The 18,795-nt window shown below is 36.5% G+C and carries 21 protein-coding genes; 8 read left to right on the top strand and 13 right to left on the bottom strand.

Annotation, left to right across the window (positions count from 1 at the left end):
• Positions 1–104 precede the first annotated feature (104 nt).
• The 9 genes from fabI to AC22L0_RS02560 all read right to left on the bottom strand — a co-directional run bounded on the left by fabI (position 105) and on the right by AC22L0_RS02560 (position 7,520).
• The gene (gene fabI, locus AC22L0_RS02600; protein ID WP_000421886.1) at positions 105–875 is read right to left on the bottom strand and encodes an enoyl-ACP reductase FabI; all 771 of its coding nucleotides are present in this window, start codon (positions 873–875) and stop codon (positions 105–107) included.
• 108 nt (positions 876–983) lie between these two features.
• Positions 984–1,838 (bottom strand): dTDP-4-dehydrorhamnose reductase, encoded by an 855-nt coding sequence (gene rfbD / locus AC22L0_RS02595; protein WP_000664653.1) that lies wholly within the window; start codon positions 1,836–1,838, stop codon positions 984–986.
• A gap of 15 nt (positions 1,839–1,853) precedes the next feature.
• A complete protein-coding gene (gene rfbB / locus AC22L0_RS02590; RefSeq protein WP_487272131.1) occupies positions 1,854–2,822 on the bottom strand; it encodes a dTDP-glucose 4,6-dehydratase in 969 nt (322 codons plus the stop codon).
• Positions 2,823–2,837: 15 nt separating this feature from the next.
• Positions 2,838–3,383: a dTDP-4-dehydrorhamnose 3,5-epimerase gene (gene rfbC / locus AC22L0_RS02585; protein WP_000869415.1), complete on the bottom strand. Its 546-nt coding sequence runs from the start codon at positions 3,381–3,383 to the stop codon at positions 2,838–2,840.
• Positions 3,384–3,391: 8 nt separating this feature from the next.
• Positions 3,392–4,129 (bottom strand): sugar phosphate nucleotidyltransferase, encoded by a 738-nt coding sequence (locus AC22L0_RS02580; RefSeq protein ID WP_000676160.1) that lies wholly within the window; start codon positions 4,127–4,129, stop codon positions 3,392–3,394.
• 14 nt (positions 4,130–4,143) lie between these two features.
• Positions 4,144–4,824: a glycosyltransferase family protein gene (locus tag AC22L0_RS02575; RefSeq protein ID WP_000651529.1), complete on the bottom strand. Its 681-nt coding sequence runs from the start codon at positions 4,822–4,824 to the stop codon at positions 4,144–4,146.
• 14 nt (positions 4,825–4,838) lie between these two features.
• On the bottom strand, positions 4,839–5,525 hold the full coding sequence (locus tag AC22L0_RS02570) for a glycosyltransferase family protein (RefSeq protein WP_001271187.1): 687 nt from the start codon (positions 5,523–5,525) through the stop codon (positions 4,839–4,841).
• On the bottom strand, positions 5,522–6,211 hold the full coding sequence (locus AC22L0_RS02565; RefSeq protein ID WP_053513441.1) for a class I SAM-dependent methyltransferase: 690 nt from the start codon (positions 6,209–6,211) through the stop codon (positions 5,522–5,524). The genes AC22L0_RS02570 and AC22L0_RS02565 overlap by 4 nt, the downstream gene beginning before the upstream one ends.
• A 211-nt stretch (positions 6,212–6,422) precedes the next feature.
• Positions 6,423–7,520: a glycosyltransferase gene (locus AC22L0_RS02560; RefSeq protein ID WP_000932913.1), complete on the bottom strand. Its 1,098-nt coding sequence runs from the start codon at positions 7,518–7,520 to the stop codon at positions 6,423–6,425.
• Between the two features lie 165 nt (positions 7,521–7,685).
• Between AC22L0_RS02560 and AC22L0_RS02555 the strand changes: the two genes are divergently transcribed.
• From AC22L0_RS02555 to AC22L0_RS02525, 7 genes are all read left to right on the top strand, one after another.
• Complete coding sequence (locus AC22L0_RS02555) at positions 7,686–8,582, top strand: BclA C-terminal domain-containing protein (RefSeq protein WP_487272130.1); 897 nt, start codon at positions 7,686–7,688, stop codon at positions 8,580–8,582.
• A gap of 122 nt (positions 8,583–8,704) precedes the next feature.
• Positions 8,705–9,550 (top strand): TylF/MycF family methyltransferase, encoded by an 846-nt coding sequence (locus AC22L0_RS02550; protein WP_000444386.1) that lies wholly within the window; start codon positions 8,705–8,707, stop codon positions 9,548–9,550.
• 183 nt (positions 9,551–9,733) lie between these two features.
• Positions 9,734–10,486 carry a class I SAM-dependent methyltransferase gene (locus AC22L0_RS02545; RefSeq protein WP_001292838.1) on the top strand — a complete coding sequence of 251 codons (753 nt, stop codon included), beginning with the start codon at positions 9,734–9,736 and terminating at the stop codon, positions 10,484–10,486.
• A 13-nt stretch (positions 10,487–10,499) separates the two neighbouring features.
• A complete protein-coding gene (locus AC22L0_RS02540; RefSeq protein ID WP_002004643.1) occupies positions 10,500–11,426 on the top strand; it encodes a glycosyltransferase family 2 protein in 927 nt (308 codons plus the stop codon).
• A 238-nt stretch (positions 11,427–11,664) separates the two neighbouring features.
• Positions 11,665–12,825, top strand: coding sequence for an FtsW/RodA/SpoVE family cell cycle protein (locus tag AC22L0_RS02535; protein ID WP_000654704.1), 1,161 nt, complete (start codon positions 11,665–11,667; stop codon positions 12,823–12,825).
• Between the two features lie 76 nt (positions 12,826–12,901).
• A complete protein-coding gene (prpE, locus tag AC22L0_RS02530) occupies positions 12,902–13,642 on the top strand; it encodes a bis(5'-nucleosyl)-tetraphosphatase PrpE (protein WP_000872694.1) in 741 nt (246 codons plus the stop codon).
• A 123-nt stretch (positions 13,643–13,765) separates the two neighbouring features.
• Positions 13,766–15,154, top strand: a complete 1,389-nt coding sequence (locus tag AC22L0_RS02525; RefSeq protein WP_487272129.1) for a peptidase G2 autoproteolytic cleavage domain-containing protein — start codon at positions 13,766–13,768, stop codon at positions 15,152–15,154.
• A 48-nt stretch (positions 15,155–15,202) separates the two neighbouring features.
• On the opposite strand, the gene AC22L0_RS02520 is transcribed toward AC22L0_RS02525, so the two are convergent.
• The 4 genes from AC22L0_RS02520 to AC22L0_RS02505 are packed head-to-tail and all read right to left on the bottom strand — an operon-like array spanning position 15,203 to position 17,967.
• Positions 15,203–16,096 carry an RluA family pseudouridine synthase gene (locus AC22L0_RS02520; RefSeq protein ID WP_098663894.1) on the bottom strand — a complete coding sequence of 298 codons (894 nt, stop codon included), beginning with the start codon at positions 16,094–16,096 and terminating at the stop codon, positions 15,203–15,205.
• Between the two features lie 14 nt (positions 16,097–16,110).
• Positions 16,111–16,908, bottom strand: coding sequence for an NAD kinase (locus AC22L0_RS02515; protein ID WP_000673190.1), 798 nt, complete (start codon positions 16,906–16,908; stop codon positions 16,111–16,113).
• An 18-nt stretch (positions 16,909–16,926) separates the two neighbouring features.
• Positions 16,927–17,565: a GTP diphosphokinase gene (gene yjbM / locus AC22L0_RS02510; protein WP_001081482.1), complete on the bottom strand. Its 639-nt coding sequence runs from the start codon at positions 17,563–17,565 to the stop codon at positions 16,927–16,929.
• 30 nt (positions 17,566–17,595) lie between these two features.
• Positions 17,596–17,967, bottom strand: a complete 372-nt coding sequence (locus tag AC22L0_RS02505) for a UPF0738 family protein (protein WP_001180003.1) — start codon at positions 17,965–17,967, stop codon at positions 17,596–17,598.
• A gap of 144 nt (positions 17,968–18,111) precedes the next feature.
• Between AC22L0_RS02505 and AC22L0_RS02500 the strand changes: the two genes are divergently transcribed.
• The gene (locus tag AC22L0_RS02500; protein WP_000191120.1) at positions 18,112–18,690 is read left to right on the top strand and encodes a CYTH domain-containing protein; all 579 of its coding nucleotides are present in this window, start codon (positions 18,112–18,114) and stop codon (positions 18,688–18,690) included.
• Positions 18,691–18,795: the final 105 nt, after the last annotated feature.

Here is an 18,795-nt window from a genome sequence, read left to right as displayed (position 1 = left end):
TCATCACGTGGTAAGAACTTTCGTTAAAAATCGTTCTTTCTAAGAACAAATAAAAAGGACAATCTCAGCATTTAGAGATTGTCCTTTAAAAATTAATATTATATTTATCCTAGGATATGATACCCTGAATCAACATGAATGTTTTCTCCTGTTACACCGCGTGCTAAATCACTGAATAGGAATACTGCTGTATCGCCAACTTCTTCTTGCGTTGTTGTACGACGAAGTGGTGCGCGCTCCTCAATTTCTCTTAAGATTGAGTTGAAATCGCCTACACCTTTTGCAGATAACGTACGAATTGGTCCTGCAGAAATAGCGTTAACACGAATACCGTGTTGACCTAAATCGTTCGCTAAATATTTCACGCTCGCTTCTAATGAAGCTTTCGCAACACCCATAACGTTATAATTTTTCACAACGCGCTCGCCGCCAAGGTATGTTAATGTTAAAATATTTCCGCCTTCTGTCATTACTTTCTTCGCTTCTCTTGCTACAGCTGTTAAAGAGAATGCGCTAATATTTTGTGCAAGTAAAAATCCATCGCGAGAAGTATCTACAAATTCACCTTTTAAGTCATCGCGATTTGCAAAAGCAATACAATGTGCTACACCGTGAATAGTACCTACTTCTTGTTTAATTGTTTCAAAGCAAGCTGTAAGTTCCTCATCATTCGTTACATCACAAGGTAATACAAGTGATTCTTGTCCTTCTAATGTGTCCGCTAATTCACGAACGTTTCTTTCTAAACGTTCTCCTGCATATGTGAATATTAATTTTGCACCTGCATTATGCAAAGAGCGAGCTATTCCCCATGCAATACTTCTTTGGTTCGCAACGCCCATAACAACAAATGTTTTCCCTTGTAATAGTTCCATGATATATCCTCCCAGAAATACTTATACTTGTTATTAGTACCTGATACTATAATTATAGTACCATAAAACCGCTTAAAGGCAAACAAAAAAGTCATTAACAGAAATTTGTTAATGACTTTTGGTTTCTATAAAAAACCGCTCTAATCCTTCTTCCCAAGACGGCATTTGTGAAAAACCATTTAATCGTAGCATGTTATGTTGAAAGATAGAATATTTGGGCCTCGCAGCTGCAGCCCCGAATTCTTCCGTTGAAACAGGTAATACATTCACTTTCATATTGGCGTATGAAAATATCTTTTGTGCAAATTCAAACCAAGAGCATGAGCCTCTGTTTGATACGTGGTATGTACCGTATAAAGAAGTATGAATGAGCTTATTAATAACCATATTCAAATCCGCCACATACGTAGGAGAGCCAACTTGATCCGCTACAACAGATATTTCATCTCTTTCTTTTCCTAATCGCATCATCGTTTTCACAAAATTATTCCCATATTTACCATATAGCCACGATGTGCGAACGATAAAATATTTATTATGTAACTCTTTGACGAACTGCTCCCCCGCATACTTAGAGGCCCCATATATATTTATCGGCGCTGGACTATGAAATTCGTCGTATCCATCTGGTCTGGCGCCTTGAAATACATAATCAGTACTAATATAAACTAGCTTCGCCCCTACTAATTGTGAAGCAACCGCTACATTTCGAGCTCCGATTGCATTTATTCTATATGCAAGATCCTGTTCTTTCTCCGCATGATCTACTTTCGTATAGGCAGCACAATGAATAATTATATGTGGTTTTATTTCTTGTACCACTTGTTGTATTCGGGATATATTTGTCACATCTAATAATTTTTTATCAAATGGATATATATCATATTCTTCAGAGTCTAACTCTTCAAATAGTTGCTTTCCTAATTGACCGTTTGCTCCTGTTATGATAACCCTCTCTTTCATTTAACATGCCCCTTACTAATCTTTTAGTGGTTTCCACCATTCCTTATTCTTTTCATACCATTTCACCGTCTCTTGTAATCCTTGTTCAAACGTATATTTCGGTTCCCAATCAAATTCATTCTTCATTTTCTCTGCATCAATCGCATAACGACGATCGTGCCCTAAACGATCTGTAACATATTCAATGTCTTTTTTTGTTTTTCCTAAAAGAGTAATAATTTGTTCCACAACTTCTACATTTGTTTTTTCATTATTTCCACCTATATTATATACTTCTCCTACACGTCCCTTATGCAGAACAACATCAATCGCACTGCAATGATCCGTTACATGTAACCAATCTCTTACATTTAAACCATCACCATATAGCGGTAGTTTTTTTCCTTCTAGTGCATTCGTAACCATTAATGGAATTAATTTTTCAGGATACTGGTACGGTCCATAATTGTTAGAACAACGCGTTACTATAACCGGTAATTGATATGTTTTATAGTAAGATAGAGCTATCATGTCCGCGCTCGCCTTACTTGAAGAATATGGACTATTTGGAGCTAACGGTGTTTTCTCTGTAAACTTCCCTGTTTTTCCTAAAGAGCCATACACTTCATCCGTTGACACTTGCACAAGTTTTATATGCGAATATTTTTTAACTAGTTCTAATAAAGTGACCGTTCCAATTACATTTGTATCATAAAAAGGAATCGGATTTTCAATACTACGGTCCACATGTGATTCAGCTGCAAAATTTACAATCACTTGTACGTCTCGCTCTTTTATAACGTGTTCTAATAGCTCTCCATTTTGAATTTCTCCTTTTACAAAAGAGTAATTCGGGTAATCCTGAAGAGATTTTACGTTATTTAAATTCCCACTATATGTTAATGCATCGTAATTAATAATTTTATATGTTTCATAACTTTGTAGCATGTAATGAACGAAATTACTTCCAATAAATCCAGCCCCACCTGTCACTAATATATTCATAAACAACGCTCCTACTTAAAAACTATCTTCATATTCCTCTAATAATGGTAATATCTGATCCTTATCGGACAATATAGGATCGGTTACTGGCCAAGGAATTGCTAAATCTTTATCTTCCCAAAGTAATCCTGAGTCATGCTCTGCGCTATAATATTCATCTACTTTGTACATAACGATAGTATGCGGAACAAGCGTGCAAAATCCATGCGCAAACCCTTTTGGCACTAGTAATTGCCGATGGTTATCTGCACTTAAAATATATCCTTTCCATTGTTTAAATGTTGGTGATTTTTTTCGTAAATCAACGATAACATCATAAATTGCCCCTTGCATAACTTGAATGAGTTTCGTTTGTGCTTTCGGTTTTTTTTGAAAGTGTAGTCCCCGAATCGTTCCTGCCTTAGCCGAATAAGATACGTTATCCTGTACAAATGAATACGTTATCCCTAATGTTTCTAGCACCTGCTTATTATAACTCTCTGAAAAAAAGCCACGCTCGTCTCCAAACAACCTCGGTTCTAACAATTTTGCATCGGTAAAATTTGTTTCTACAACTTTCATATTCTCACCTATTCTCCGTTAAACTGTTTCCCAAAATTAATATCACGCGCTAACGTATTCGCCTTTTGAAGCGAAGCATGAGTTCCCGCATCAGTCCACCAGCCGCTCATTTCATTATAAGTAAGTACCCCTCGTTTTAAATACCAATTATTTATATCTGTAATTTCAAGTTCTCCCCGTGCAGAAGGTTTTAATTCTTTAATATAAGAAAAGACTTTCGAATCATACAAATAAATTCCCGTAACCGCATAAGAACTTTTCGGCTCTTTCGGCTTTTCTTCAATTTCAACTATTTTTCGGTTTTGAATATGTGCTACGCCAAATCTTTCGGGATCTTCTACAGATTGCAATAGCACTTTCGCACCTTCTTTTTGATTTGCAAACTCTTCAACATACGGAAGAATATCATCTGAAAAAATATTATCCCCTAATATAACTACCATACGATCATTCCCGACGAAATCTTCACAAAGCCCTAACGCCTGTGCGATCCCGCCCGCTTTATCTTGCACACGATACGTAAAGGACACTCCAAATTCATGACCACTCCCTAAAAAGCTAACAACATCCCCCATATGCTCTTTACCCGTAATAATCATAATATCTGTAATATCGCATTGTTTTAGCTTATATACCGCATGATAAATCATCGGATACCGACCAACAGGAAGTAAATGTTTATTCGTTACTTTCGTTATTGGATATAATCTCGATCCAGTACCACCTGCTAAAATAATTCCTTTCACTTTTCATCTCTCCTTTATGATGGAGATAATATATCTTTGTAATGTTCTACAAACACTTTCCGGTACTTCTCATATGTATCCGCATCAAACTCATCCCCGTTGTAATGAATACACCATAAATTTGCTTGATTTGGGATACCAATTAAATAACCAGCCCTTTGAAACTCTAAAGACTGTGACACATCATAAAAGTGAAACCCTTGAAACAAATCTTCTCGCCACGGAATATCATACTGCGTTGCCATGAATAAACCATCAATTGCCTGAACTGACAAAAATGGTTGATTACCATAAAAAACCTGATCTAAATTTAATAATTGATAATTCCGTCTTCTATACTCAATCACTTTCCCTACTAAATTTTTTCCTTCCCACCATATCCCGTTATTCGGTAAAAACTGAGCCCCAGCGACTCCTATTAAACCAAGCTTTTCATTTTCTTTAAAAAGAGATATAAGTGTAGAAAACATGTCTCGATTAATAAGATATGTATCTTGATGTATATACACTTTGTATTTCGCTGGATATGAAAGGGCTCGGTTGTATGCACTTGCCATACTTTGCGCATCTCGTATCGGAAAAATTTGCACGACATAACCAGAGGGAACAAAAATGTTTCTTATTTGGCTCTCACATTGTTTGAAAAGCTCCTCATTATTTACACAAACAACGACTAATATTGTATGATCTTTCATTTTTGTCCCCCCTTTTATTCTTCCTTATTTACATCTGACATATAGTGTTCCACAAATATTTTCCGATACTTTTCATAGTTCGTCATATTCACATCAAAATGATAATGGATACACCAAGCATCGCGCTGTACAGGTACACCGACTGTATATCCTGCTTTTTTAAATTCAAATGATTGGGATACATCATAAAAATCAAATCCGTCAAATAAGTCTTCTCGCCACGGAACATCATATTGTGTCGCCATTAATAAACCATCAATACATTCTACAGGAATAAATGTTTTTGATTCATGATACGGTTGTTCTAAACTTGCCATATAAAACAAATCATTCATATAACCAATGACTTTTCCTACAATTCCACGCCCTTCGTTCCATACGCCAGTCGGAGGAACATATTGCGCTCCAACCATCCCAATCATCCCAAGGTTTTCATGTTCCTCAAATAATTGAAGTAATCCGTATAAAAAAGCCCTATTTATAATAAAAACATCTTGATGTAAATACACTTTATACTTCGCTGGATGCGAAATGGCTTGATTGTATCCACTCGTCATACTTTTCGCATTTCGAATCGGCATAAATTGGACAATATACCCTGGCGGTACTAACAATTGCAATATATGTCGCACGCAGTTTGCATACAATTTCCGATCATTTATGCATGTAACAAATAATATTGTTTTGTCTGCAGCACTCATAATTGTGATTTTTCAGCTTCAATAATATACTGAAATACAACTGTCTCAGCCATGAAGCCACTTCCAAGACGATATTTTTTACAAATTCCATATAACTCCTCAATAAGCGACTCATACATTTTATGATCAACATATACACGATCTACTTTACTAATTGAATATCCTGCTTTTAAAAACATTCTTAGCATTTCATTGAATGTAAAGAAACGAATATGTGTTTTATCTAATAAACCATATTCTGTATACGTCCAATTTCCAGCAAGTAAGGGAGCTAATACTGAAATATGAGCAACGTTTGGTATACTTGCTAAAATCACACCATTTTGCTTTATATATGGCTTAACCTTTTCAATCACAGCCCACGGATCAAATAAATGCTCTAATACATCCCCAAATAGGACGCAATCAAATTGCCCCTCCTCATAAGGAAGATCTATTTTTTCTATATCCCCTAAAATAACATGATCTAGTCTTTCCTTCGCTTTTTCTGCCGCCTCTGGAAATGCCTCTATTCCTGATACACGTGTACCGTTTTCTTTAATAGCTGCTCCCAATGCACCGCTCGAGCAACCAATATCAAGAACTTCTTTCCATTCCTTTTTTATATGCTTTAATAAATTCGGATTCGCTGCATTATAATAATGCTCGGATTTTTCTTCATATAAAGAACTTTTTTCGCGATTCATTTCACACACTCCTTATGCAAATTGAATTAGAAATATAAATCTCATATGAATTCTATAAAGTGCAGATTTTGTTCATCCCCCAATGATTATTAGCCCGCAAATAGCAGTATAAAATCTTTTATTTATATTGGTTACGTTACTGATACTCTAATATATAACCAATCTATTAGAGTTAGAATAGCGATAAATCATTTCTAAAAAACGAAACCTATTACACTTTATATGGTTTATCAAAAACTCCCCGAAAATATTTACGGTTATATTCAATTGCAGCATTATTCGGAACATAAGAAGCTGCTAATTCATTGTAATAATACGCTTTATCCTGCTCCCCTAACCTGCTATAACAAATACACATTTGTAAATAGGGTAGCCATGTGTAGCTAGCTGGACTATGGAAAGGACTTTCCGTTGCCATTGGTACTTCCGTAGCAAGTTTAAACCAAAATATCGCTTCATTATATTTTTCTTGTTCCATATATATATATCCTATTCTTGTACAATTCTCTCCTCTAGGGACGTCATACCGAAACGACTTCACACAAGATTCGATTGCCTTCTCCCACATTCCTAGCTTTGCATAGCAATCTCCTAACTTACCACATGCATAAATTTTCTCTTCATACCATCCTTCGTCTTGATTAAGAAATGTTTCATATAGAAGAACTGCATCATCATATTTTTGGTTATCCGTAGATTCATTTGCGTAATAAAATAAATCTCTCGGACTTAATTCTTCACCTGCCGCTACAGTATTTTGAAAAATTTTCAAATTACGATTTGTTACTTTTTTTTCTTTTTTATGTGTAATAGCAACATTACTACTAAAAACCTCACCAGAAATAGCTAAATACTCATGAACCTTTCCAAACCATTGAAATTGTTTTTCACGCTTTACAAGTCGATTTCTTTTTGTACAATATAAAGGTTTCCCGTTAGAATCCATTGCAAGATGATAAGGCATCGAAACAGCATCAATTTTAGGATCTAATTCTCTTTTTAAAAGTTTCAATGCTTCTTGAGCATCTTCTAATAAGACATCATCTGCATCTAGCCACAATATATACTCTTGCGTCGCTTTTGAAAAAGAAAAATTTCTTGCTGCTGCAAAATCATCAATCCACTGGAAATCATATATGTTAGAAGTGTATTTCTCTACGATTTCTTTCGTTCGATCGACGGAACCTGTATCAACTACTATAATTTCATCCACAATTTTTTCAACTGTTTCTAAACAACGGGCTATTGTCTCCTCCTCATCTCGAACAATCATACATAAACTAATTGTAATTCCTTGCTTGTTCAACATAATCACCCTCTTCCAAATCAATCATATGTTATACATATACTAAACTTTCCATTTTTTTAAATTGTTCAAGTAGTTTAAGATTTCTTTTCAATAATTCAAATGTCCGTGTCATTTTCTTTCGGTTTTGCATCTACTATATAATGAACGCTTTATGGAGGTGAATTTATGTCAAATAATAATTATTCAAATGGATTAAATCCCGATGAATCTTTATCAGCTAGTGCATTTGACCCTAATCTTGTAGGACCTACATTACCACCGATACCACCGTTTACCCTTCCGACTGGGCCGACCGGGCCGACTGGACCGACGGGACCTACGGGGCCGACTGTACCTACCGGGCCAACTGGACCGACTGGGCCAACTGGACCTACAGGACCTACAGGACCTACAGGGCCGACTGGTGGCACTGGGACTACTGGACCTACGGGGCCGACTGGTGGCACTGGGACTACTGGACCTACGGGGCCGACTGGTGACACTGGGGGTACTGGACCTACGGGGCCGACTGGTGGCACTGGGACTACTGGACCTACGGGGCCGACTGGTGACACTGGGGCTACTGGACCTACAGGGCCGACTGGTGACACTGGGGGTACTGGACCTACGGGGCCGACTGGGGCTACTGGACCGACTGGACCGACTGGACCATCTGGACTAGGGCTTCCAGCAGGATTGTATGCATTTAACTCCGCTGGGATTTCTTTGGATATTGGACTTAATGCTCCAGTACCATTTAATACTGTTGGATCTCAGTTTGGTACAGCAATTTCTCAATTAGATCCTGATACTTTCGTAATTAGTCAAACTGGATTCTATAAAATTACCGTTATCGTATACACTGCAGCAGTAAGTCTATTAGGAGGACTTACAATCCAAGTAAATGGGGTATCTGTTCCAGGTACTGGGGCCACTTTAATCTCAGTTGGAGCACCTATCGTTGTTCAAGCAATTACGCAAATTACGACAACTCCATCATTAATTGAAGTAATCGTTACAGGGCTTGGGCTATCATTAGCTGTTGGTACAAATGCATCTATTATTATTGAAAAAATCGCTTAATTTTTTACTTAGCAGTAAAACTGATATCAGTTTTACTGCTTTTTCAATTTCAAATTCAATCATGAAACATTCGCTATCTACATAATCATATTGTTGTATGACATTTTGCAGGAGGCACAAATATGGAAAGTAAATCTGCTGTTCAGCTTTATCTCGAATTGCTAAAGAAGACCATTTTATTTGAAATATGGTTAGAATATGAGGCATACTTACCCGCATCTCTACATATTTCAAAAGAACTAGAATTCGAGCCAGTTACAGTCCCCCTCCCTTTATTCATTAAGCAATATGCTGAAAACCATAACTTAAAAATTGTAAAACCAAATGTTTCAAAAAGTGAACGCCATGATGGAATGGATTGGCCAAGAGCAGCACATAGCATGATCGGTCGAGAACGTATGAACCAATTACAAGAGGCAATGGAAACCGTTGTTCGTGAAAATATAGAGGGAGATTTTATTGAAACAGGTGTATGGCGCGGAGGATCGTGCATTTTTATGAATGGTTTTTTACAAGCAAACAACATTACGAATCGTAATGTGTGGGTCGCTGATTCATTTGAAGGTTTGCCAGCACCGAATCTAGAACAATATCCAAAAGATTACGGTGATTATTTGCACACATTCGATTATTTACGCGTCTCTTTAGAACAAGTACAAGAGAATTTCAAAAAATATGATTTACTAAATGATCAAGTGAAATTTTTAAAAGGCTGGTTTAAAGATACTTTACCAACAGCACCAATTGAAAAAATAGCAATTGCACGGCTTGATGGTGATATGTACGAATCCACAATGGATGGTCTCGTGAACTTATATGATAAAGTTTCTAAAGGTGGCTATATAATTATCGATGACTACGGGCTACCGCCATGCGCTGAGGCTGTGACAGACTTTAGAAACCAACGAAATTTAAAAGCCCCTATTACTAAAATTGATGTATTTGGCGTTTATTGGAGAAAAGAATAAAAAAGATTTAATCTATAGGAGATTTCATTTTCACTCATCCTTCTCTCACTTCTAATCCAATTAAGTATTCTTTTTCGGAATCTCCTTACATATAACAATTGTTTTCCTGTGTTCTCTCAATACAAATTGAAAATTTTATTAATAGATTTACTGCATCTTCTCATACAAGAAAGGGGTATACTCATGAGTGAACTTAACAAAGAAATGACTTTACTCCCCCCTCCTGAACTCGTCCAATATGTAGGTGGCGACTTCAAAAAAGTTGGAAAAGAGTTCCTAAAGCATTTTATTCAAATTGGCGCTTTAAAACCAAATGAAAAAGTATTAGATGTAGGCTGCGGCGTCGGTCGAATGGCTGTACCATTATTGAATTACTTAAATGATGATGGAGCGTATTATGGATTTGATTTGTTTAAAGATGGAATTACTTGGTGTCAAAATAACATTTCAACTATGCGTAATAATTTTCACTTTGAACATGTTGACATATACAATCAATTCTATAATCCAGAAGGAAAAGAAGATGCCTCTCAATATCGTTTCCCCTATGAAGACGGGACATTCGATTTTATTTTTTTAACTTCTGTATTTACGCATCTTCTCCCAAAAGAATTAGAACATTACGTATCTGAAATTGTACGTGTATTAAAAAAAGACGGGAGATGTTTCATTACATTCTTTCTTATAAATCCTGAATCGTCCTATTATTTAAATGCAGGACAAAGTACATTAGGTTTTTATCATCGAATCGAAAATTGCTACGTTGTAAATAAAGATATTCCGAATTTCGCAGTTGCTTATCCTGAGACAGATATTTGCAATCTATTGAATAAGTACGGCCTAGAAATAATCAATAAGCCGCATTACGGTTTATGGTGCGGCAGACATGAATATACAAGTTACCAAGATATTGTTCTTACAAAAAAAAGCTTCTGAAAGGAAGTTATGTATGATGAATGAAAAAAATCCACCTCTCGTTTCCATCCTTATTCCCACTTATAATCGGCCTCATTATTTCAAAATTGCTCTAGAAAGTGCATTGGCACAAACTTATTCTAATATTGAAATCATCATCGGAGATGATAGTACAAATGATGAAACAGCAACTTTAATACGCGAACAATACTTACCAAATTATAAAAATATAACATACATTCGAAATATCCCTACTCTAGGACAATTTCACAATGACCTTATGCTCATAGAAAAATCAAATGGTGAGTATATAAATTTTTTAATGGACGATGACGTGTTTTATAAGCATAAAATACAAAAAATGATGACCTATTTTGAGCAAGATCCCAATAAAAATCTTGCTCTTGTTACTTCTTATCGAGTACGCATTGATGATCATGGAAATCTAATAGGTGATTCCCATCCAACACAAAGGTTATATAGTGAAGACACCCCATTAAACGGGATATTTTTAGGTAATTGGATGTTAAAGGGTGGACACAACATTATCGGTGAGCCTACAACTACCTTGTTCCGAAAGGAATTGCTCACTGAACCTTTTGGCACCCTTAAAGAGCGACAATATTCTTGTAGTGTTGATATGGCCTCATGGATTTCTTTACTTTCTAAAGGAAATGCAATATACATTTCTGAGCCTTTAAGTCAATTTCGCTACCATGCTGGACAACAAATACACAATAAGCTCCTTCAAGGTTGTGAAGATTTCACACACCTCGTTATAACAGCAAAAGAATATGGCTTTTTACAAAATACTACAGACTATAGAGCAGCTCTACTTAGTGCTTACCAATGGTGTAAAAGTTCCTTAAAATACTATCTTCATCAACTAGATATTTTTCCTGACGCACATGTACGTCTTTCCCATTGTTTGGATATAATTATTAAAGAGTTAAACAATTAAACTACTCTGCAAAATTAAAAGTGTATGGACTATATGTGAATCATTCGTATAGTTCATACATTCTTTCTCATACTATAAAGTGAAACTTTAATCAGCTCTCACCAATCGGGCTTTTACGGGCAGTTGATCCCCCACCTAACTTCTTCGCTTTCGCTGAATTTTGAGGTAGGGGTCTTACTGCCCATTAATGCGGGATAAAATCCATTACTATAAAGAGCAGTAGAAAGGAATACCTACATTGAAAGATCCAAATTCTCAATATCAAATAGACTACGTATTACTATTTATTTTATTTGCCATTGGGATTGTTAGTTGTTGTGCTATTGCAAGTGCGCAAGCCTCTTTACCGCCATTTTTACAAAACGTCAATTTTGTACTAAAGCAAATCCAATGGTATTTCATTGGATTTATAGCCATTGGTGTTATTATGATTCTCGACTTCGATCGTTATCAAAAAATTGCTTGGTATTTGTACAGCTTTGCAATGGTACTACTTATTGGACTAGAACTTCAAGTACCAGGTGCCGTTACAATTAAAGGCGCTACCGCTTGGTACAGGCTCCCAGGCATCGGAAATTTTCAGCCTTCTGAAATTATGAAATTATTTTTAATTATCGTCATTGGACGAATTATAGCAAACCATAATGAGAAATATTTTTCCCAAACAATACATGACGATTTTTTACTACTTGGAAAAATATTTGCAACAAGTTTGCCACCACTACTACTCATCGCAAAGGAACCAGATTTAGGAAATACAATGGTCATTTCAGCGATGCTTGCAGCAATGATACTAGTTTCTGGCATACGATGGCGTTTTATTTTCGGATTAGTTTCAGCTACTTTCGTTGCTGGAACTACATTAATATATATTTTTTTTACTCACACAGATTTCTTTAAAGCACACATTTTAAAAGAATATCAATTAAATCGCTTCTACGGATGGTTAGCACCTTACAAATATGATGCACAAGGCTATCAATTAAGACAAGCATTCTTAGCGACTGGATCCGGAGAAATGCAAGGAAAAGGGTGGGAAAATGGACAAGTATATTTTCCAGAACCACATACAGATTTTATTTTCACTAATGTCGCTGAACAATTTGGATTTCTAGGCGCAAGTGTCATTATTTCTCTTTTTTTCTTACTCATTTTTCGAATGATTCATATTGCTTTAGAAAGTAATGACCCTTTCGGTAGTTACATTTGCGCTGGTACAATCGGAATGTTTACTTTCCAAGTATTCCAAAATATCGGGATGACAATCGGATTACTTCCCATTACAGGGATAACATTACCTCTTATGAGCTACGGAGGAAGTTCACTGCTTACATACATGATTGCGATTGGATTCATTTTAAATGTTCGCTCAAGAACGAAAATCTTTATGTTTAAATGAACAACACAAAAACGCTATATTTTTATCTCTATCCTTTTTTAGATATACTAATGAAAAATACGATGGAGGTTTAAATATGAAATATGACATTATAGGAGATATTCATGGATGCTTCCAAGAGTTTCAAAATTTAACAGAGAAGCTAGGATATAACTGGAGTAGCGGTCTACCGGTTCACCCTGACCAACGTAAACTTGCATTCGTTGGCGATATTACAGACCGTGGTCCTCATTCATTACGTATGATTGAAATTGTATGGGAACTTGTCATACATAAAAAAGAAGCTTATTACGCTCCTGGAAATCACTGTAATAAACTATATCGATTTTTCCTTGGGCGTAATGTAACAGTCGCTCACGGACTTGAAACAACTGTTGCTGAATATGAGGCACTTCCTCCTAATAAGCAAAACATTATAAAAGAAAAGTTTATCACTCTTTATGAACAATCACCGCTCTACCACATACTAGATGAAAAAAGAGTAATCGTATGTCACGCTGGGATTCGGCAAGATTATATAGGAAGACGAGATAAAAAAGTACAAACCTTTGTATTATATGGCGATATTACAGGAGAAAAGCATGCCGATGGCTCACCTGTCCGTCGCGATTGGGCGCAAGAATACAAGGGGCAAGCTTGGATTGTATATGGACATACACCAGTAGCAGAACCTCGATTCGTCAATCAGACAGTCAATATTGATACTGGTGCTGTATTTGGTGGCAAATTAACCGGATTACGTTATCCTGAAATGGAGACTATCTCTGTCCCTTCTTCTTTACCTTTTGTCGCTGAGAAATTCCGTCCAATTTCATAACTACCTTACTTAGCATTATTTAGGCAGATCTCATATAAAACTAGGTAAAGTAATTAAAAAAAGATGCAATAAAGTGCATCTTTTTTTAATTACACTACATATAATGTCGCAGGAGGTGACAGAATGAAGAAAAAATCTTCTAAACAAAAAAGAAAATTTCCCCCTTTATATCTGCCCATGTACGGAATTAACAACTGGTGTAGTATTCGGGCTGCAGCGATAGAAGAACTGGAAGAACAAGAGTCATCAAAAAAAAGCAAAGTAAAACCAACATATGTCTCTTTAGAAAATGCTGTGATGAGCCGCATAATCAATCGCAGAAAAATAAAGATGCAACAAAAAAATAAACAGCTTTCAAATCAAGATGAACAGGTAATACATTCTAATCAAGCAGAAGAAAAGACGGAAGAAAATATTTCTGTAGCAATAAATAAAAAAGTGGAACCAGAAATTCCAGCTGCTATTATAAACAAAGTAAAAAAAATAAAAGAGGCATTGGCTTCATCGAATGATATACAACCTGAAAAACCCCTCATAATTGAGACACCTACATCTGAAAATACAAAAGTTAAAAGGGGCGGCCGATATGCATATGCAGAGGGGCTTCACTCTCATGCGGAGGGCATGGCAGCACATGCGGAAGGCTTATTAACACACGCAAAAGGTTCTTTCTCTCATGCAGAAGGATCAAACTCAAAAGCAACTGGACATAGTTCGCATAGTGAGGGAAGTGAAACGACAGCAGGCGGGGCTTATTCTCATGCGGAGGGTAAACAGACAATTGCTTTAGGCGAAGCAGCACACGCAGAAGGAAACGCAACTATCGCTAACGGATCCTCTTCTCATGCGGAAGGTCATCATACATCAACAGCTCATTTTGCAGGTAGCCATATTATGGGGCGCTTCGGCACTGCAGAAGAAGCTTATTCTTGGTTTATTGCAAATGGTGTAAGCGACACCGACCATAATATCGGGGCTAAATGGCTTGCTCATAATGGAGAAATGTACATTGAGGGCGCGTCTTACAATGCAAGCGGAACGGATTTTGCACAAATGTTTGAAACCGAAGGTTATAAACCTATTGATGTCGGTTATTTCGTTACATTTAGTAACGAAGAAAAAATTCGGATAGCTACTTCACGCGATTCGTTCATTTTAGGAATATCTAGTGCAACCCCTGCCCTTATAGGAAATAGCGGGGCTTTAAGTTGGCAAAAACGTTATAAAACAGATAACTTTGGAAAACGCCAATATGTATGGACGGAAGCCGAAGAAATACAACCTCTTTTAAATACAGAATGGGATCCAACTTGCAAATATGTAGCAAGAAAAGATCGCGCCGAGTGGCTTCCTGTCGGATTAATTGGACAAATGTTAGTACGTGATGACGGCACTTGCGAAGCACATGGATATTGTCGTCCAAATGACAATGGCATTGCTACAAAAGCCGAAAGTGGATTTTTCGTTATAAAGCGTACGGGTGAAAACCAAATTTTAATATTATTCCGCTAAGAAAAAAGGGACCAAAATTCTTTATAATATAAGAATTTTGTCCCCTTTTTAAGTATGCCGCAACACTTCTTGCATATCGCTTGGAAGCTTTATAGTGAAAGACATCTCTTTCTCTAAAATAGGATGATAAAACGTCAAAGATTTACTATGAAGTGCTTGCCGTTTCATTTCATCCCTTCTCCCTCCATATAAGCTATCACCAAGTAACGGATGTCCTATATGAGCCATATGCACACGAATTTGATGCGTTCTTCCTGTCTCAAGCTCAAGCGCTACATGTGTCTTATGATATGTACTATCAATTACCTTAAAATGAGTAACTGCCCTTTGTCCATCCTCACAAACCGTTCGCTCAATAATGCTATCAGATTTTCGACCAATTGGTGCATCAATCATTCCTTCTCGTTCTACAATCTTTCCGTGAACAATTGCTTCATACGTTCGTTTCACAGCTTTTTGTTGATGCTGCTTCGATAAAAGATGATGCACGAAACGATTTTTTGCAATAAGCATAAGCCCCGAAGTATCACGATCTAAACGTGTTACGATGTGCACTGTACTTGCAAGGTGCTGCTTATCATAATGAGATAAAAGCGCATTGGCAACACTCCTTGTCGGATGTTCTCTAGACGGAATCGTTGACATGTTCGCCTCTTTATTAATGATAAGAACCGCGTCATCTTCATATACAATGCTTAAAGGGATATCTTCTGCCATCATCCCTTCACTTCTTTCCTCAACTGGAAAAAAGACACGTAATTCTTCATCAGCACGCAACTGATGACGAACACTCGCATGTTGACCATTTACTTCAATTGCCCCGCCGTGAAACTTTATATCCGTTAAAGCGGCTTTAGAAATACATTTCGTTTTCAAAAATTCCCTAACTAAAGTTCCCTCTTCAGCCGGACCTATATCCCATTTCAATGTAAATCTGTTCAAATATATAACCCTTTCTATTTATCTGCAACAAACGAGTCACGAACTCGTTTCCAGAACGGGAATGGACGGAAACGAACAAATCGTACTTTCTCGTTTGCGACGCGATACTGGATTGATTTCACATCTTGATGAACCATCGTTAAATGATCCACTGTAATTTGTAAGTTCATTCCTGCAGCTGGCTTTAACACACATGTATGATGCTTCGGCAATACGAGTGGAGATCCTACAGTACGAAATACACGATTGTTAATGGACGCCATTTCTGCAATTTGTATCGCTTCAATAGATGGGTGAATAATCGCTCCGCCAAGCGCTTTATTATACGCGGTACTTCCTGAAGGAGTAGAGATACAAAGGCCGTCTCCGCGGAATGTTTCAAAATATTCTCCGCGTATTTCTACTTCTGTTACTAATGTACCTTCTGCACTTTTTACAGTCGCCTCATTCATCGCTAAATACTGTGACTCTTTACTTCCATTCACATAGCGAATAATAACTTCTAAAAGCGGATATTCCACCACTTGGAATGGTGTTTTCGCAATTGCAATTACTAATTTCTCTACTTCTGTCGGTAACCAATCTGCATAGAAACCTAGATGTCCTGTATGTACACCAACAAATGCTGTTTCATCCAATCGATTATAATAACGATGAAACGCATATAAAAGCGTTCCATCTCCCCCAACAGAAATTACAATATCGGGTTCCTTTTCATCCATTATAAATCCAAAATCTAGCAAGTACTCTTTCATCGTGCTTGCCAGTGTATCTGATGATTGATCTCCCTTTGACATAATTGTAAATTTCATCGCCCAACACCCTTTAGTTTATGATTCAGAATCTTTCGTTTCTTGCTTTCTTGAAAAAGCCTTTTGCGCTTCTTGAATTTCAAGACGAATAGAAGACATTTCTTCATCTAATAAAAACGCCGCTTCAGCTGCACGTTGCAACCTTATTTTAATATCTTCAGGAAAACGTCCACTATATTTATAATTTAAAGAATGCTCAATTGTTGCCCAAAAGTTCATTGCTAGCGTGCGTATTTGGATTTCTACCAATACTTTTTGTTCACCCTGAATCGTTTGAACAGGATAACTAATGACAACATGATAAGAACGATAACCGCTATCTTTCTTTTGCGTAACATAATCACGTTCTTCCACGATTTCAAAGTCATTTCGTTTTCGAAGATATTCTACAACAGGCTTAATCTCATCAACAAATTGACACATCATTCTAAGCCCAGCAATATCCTGCATATCTTCTCTCAATCGGTCTAGCGGTACATTTCTCTTCTCCGCTTTATCAATAATACTTGCAACCGACTTTACCCTTCCTGTTACAAACTCAATTGGAGAATGCTCTGTTAACATTGCAAATTGAGTACGCATTCCTTTTAGTTTCACTTTCAGCTCTGCCACCGCTTGGTGGTAAGGTGCTAAAAATTCTTCCCAATTTCGATTCATTTCAACCACCACCAAAATCAATCCATTTGCTTATAGAAATACTTTTTCTACAGCAGTTACTAGTTCTTCTCCGTAATTTGCATTACCTTCAATATTTTCAACTAAATATTCTACTTCTTCTTTTAATCCTTCTAATTCCATTTCAATGTCATTCACGCGAACGAACATAACCACATCGTTATTCATCGCTTCATGCATTGCTTCCCAGCATGTGTGCGGAATACTTACATAAATGAAAGATGATTCATTTTCTAAGATATATAAAAATGATAAATTGTCTGAGTCTACAAGTACGTGATTACGCGCACTTAACTCCTTTACCTCTATTTCACTATTTTCCGCACAAAAAATAAGAGCATTCTCTCTCTTTTCTACGCTCTTAACTTGGATTTTATTTTGCATGCTCTAACTCCTCCATCTCAACTTCCTGTCTTACTTAACAGTATTATTGTATCATAACATGGACGCAAACAAATAAAACATTGAACCAAATTTATGAAAAAGCGATAATGTGTAAAGAATTATTTTTCAAAAGGAGATTATACAATGACACAAGAAATTGAAATTGAATTCAAAAATATCGTTACAAAAGAAGAATTCGATACATTATGTAAATCGTTTTCTATTGAAGCATTTACAAAACAAGTGAATCACTACTTTGAAACACCTGACTTCTCGTTAAAAGAAGCTGGCTCTGCACTTCGTATTCGTCATAAAGGAGAAACTTATACGTTAACGTTGAAACAACCTGCAGAAATCGGTTTATTAGAAACGCATCAAGTCGTAACAGAAGACGAAGCAAAAATGATGATGGAAACAAACACAATCATTCAAGGAGCAGTAGTAGATCAATTACACAAATTACAAATTCCTGTTTCTGCTTTAACATATATGGGTAGTTTAACAACAGAAAGAGCAGAAACATTATTTAAAGGCGGAACGCTTGTCTTTGATCATAGTTTCTATTACAATCACGATGATTATGAAATTGAATTTGAAGTGCAAGATGAAGAAACAGGAAAAGCTGCATTTATTGATTTATTAACGCAACATAACATACCTGTTCGCCATACAAATAACAAAGTAAAACGCTTTTTCCTTGCCAAACAAAACAAAGCACGCTAAAGTGAAAATTCCACTAGTGAATATGTTTCACTAGTGGATACATCTCACTAAAAAAGGTTACACCCGTAGAATAAGCAAAGAATCTTTGAGAAGGCTGTTTATTTG

Source organism: Bacillus sp. LQ01 (assembly GCF_057624735.1).
The sequence above is the reverse complement of the archived record's forward strand: the minus strand, read 5'-3'. Positions and strand labels throughout refer to the sequence as shown.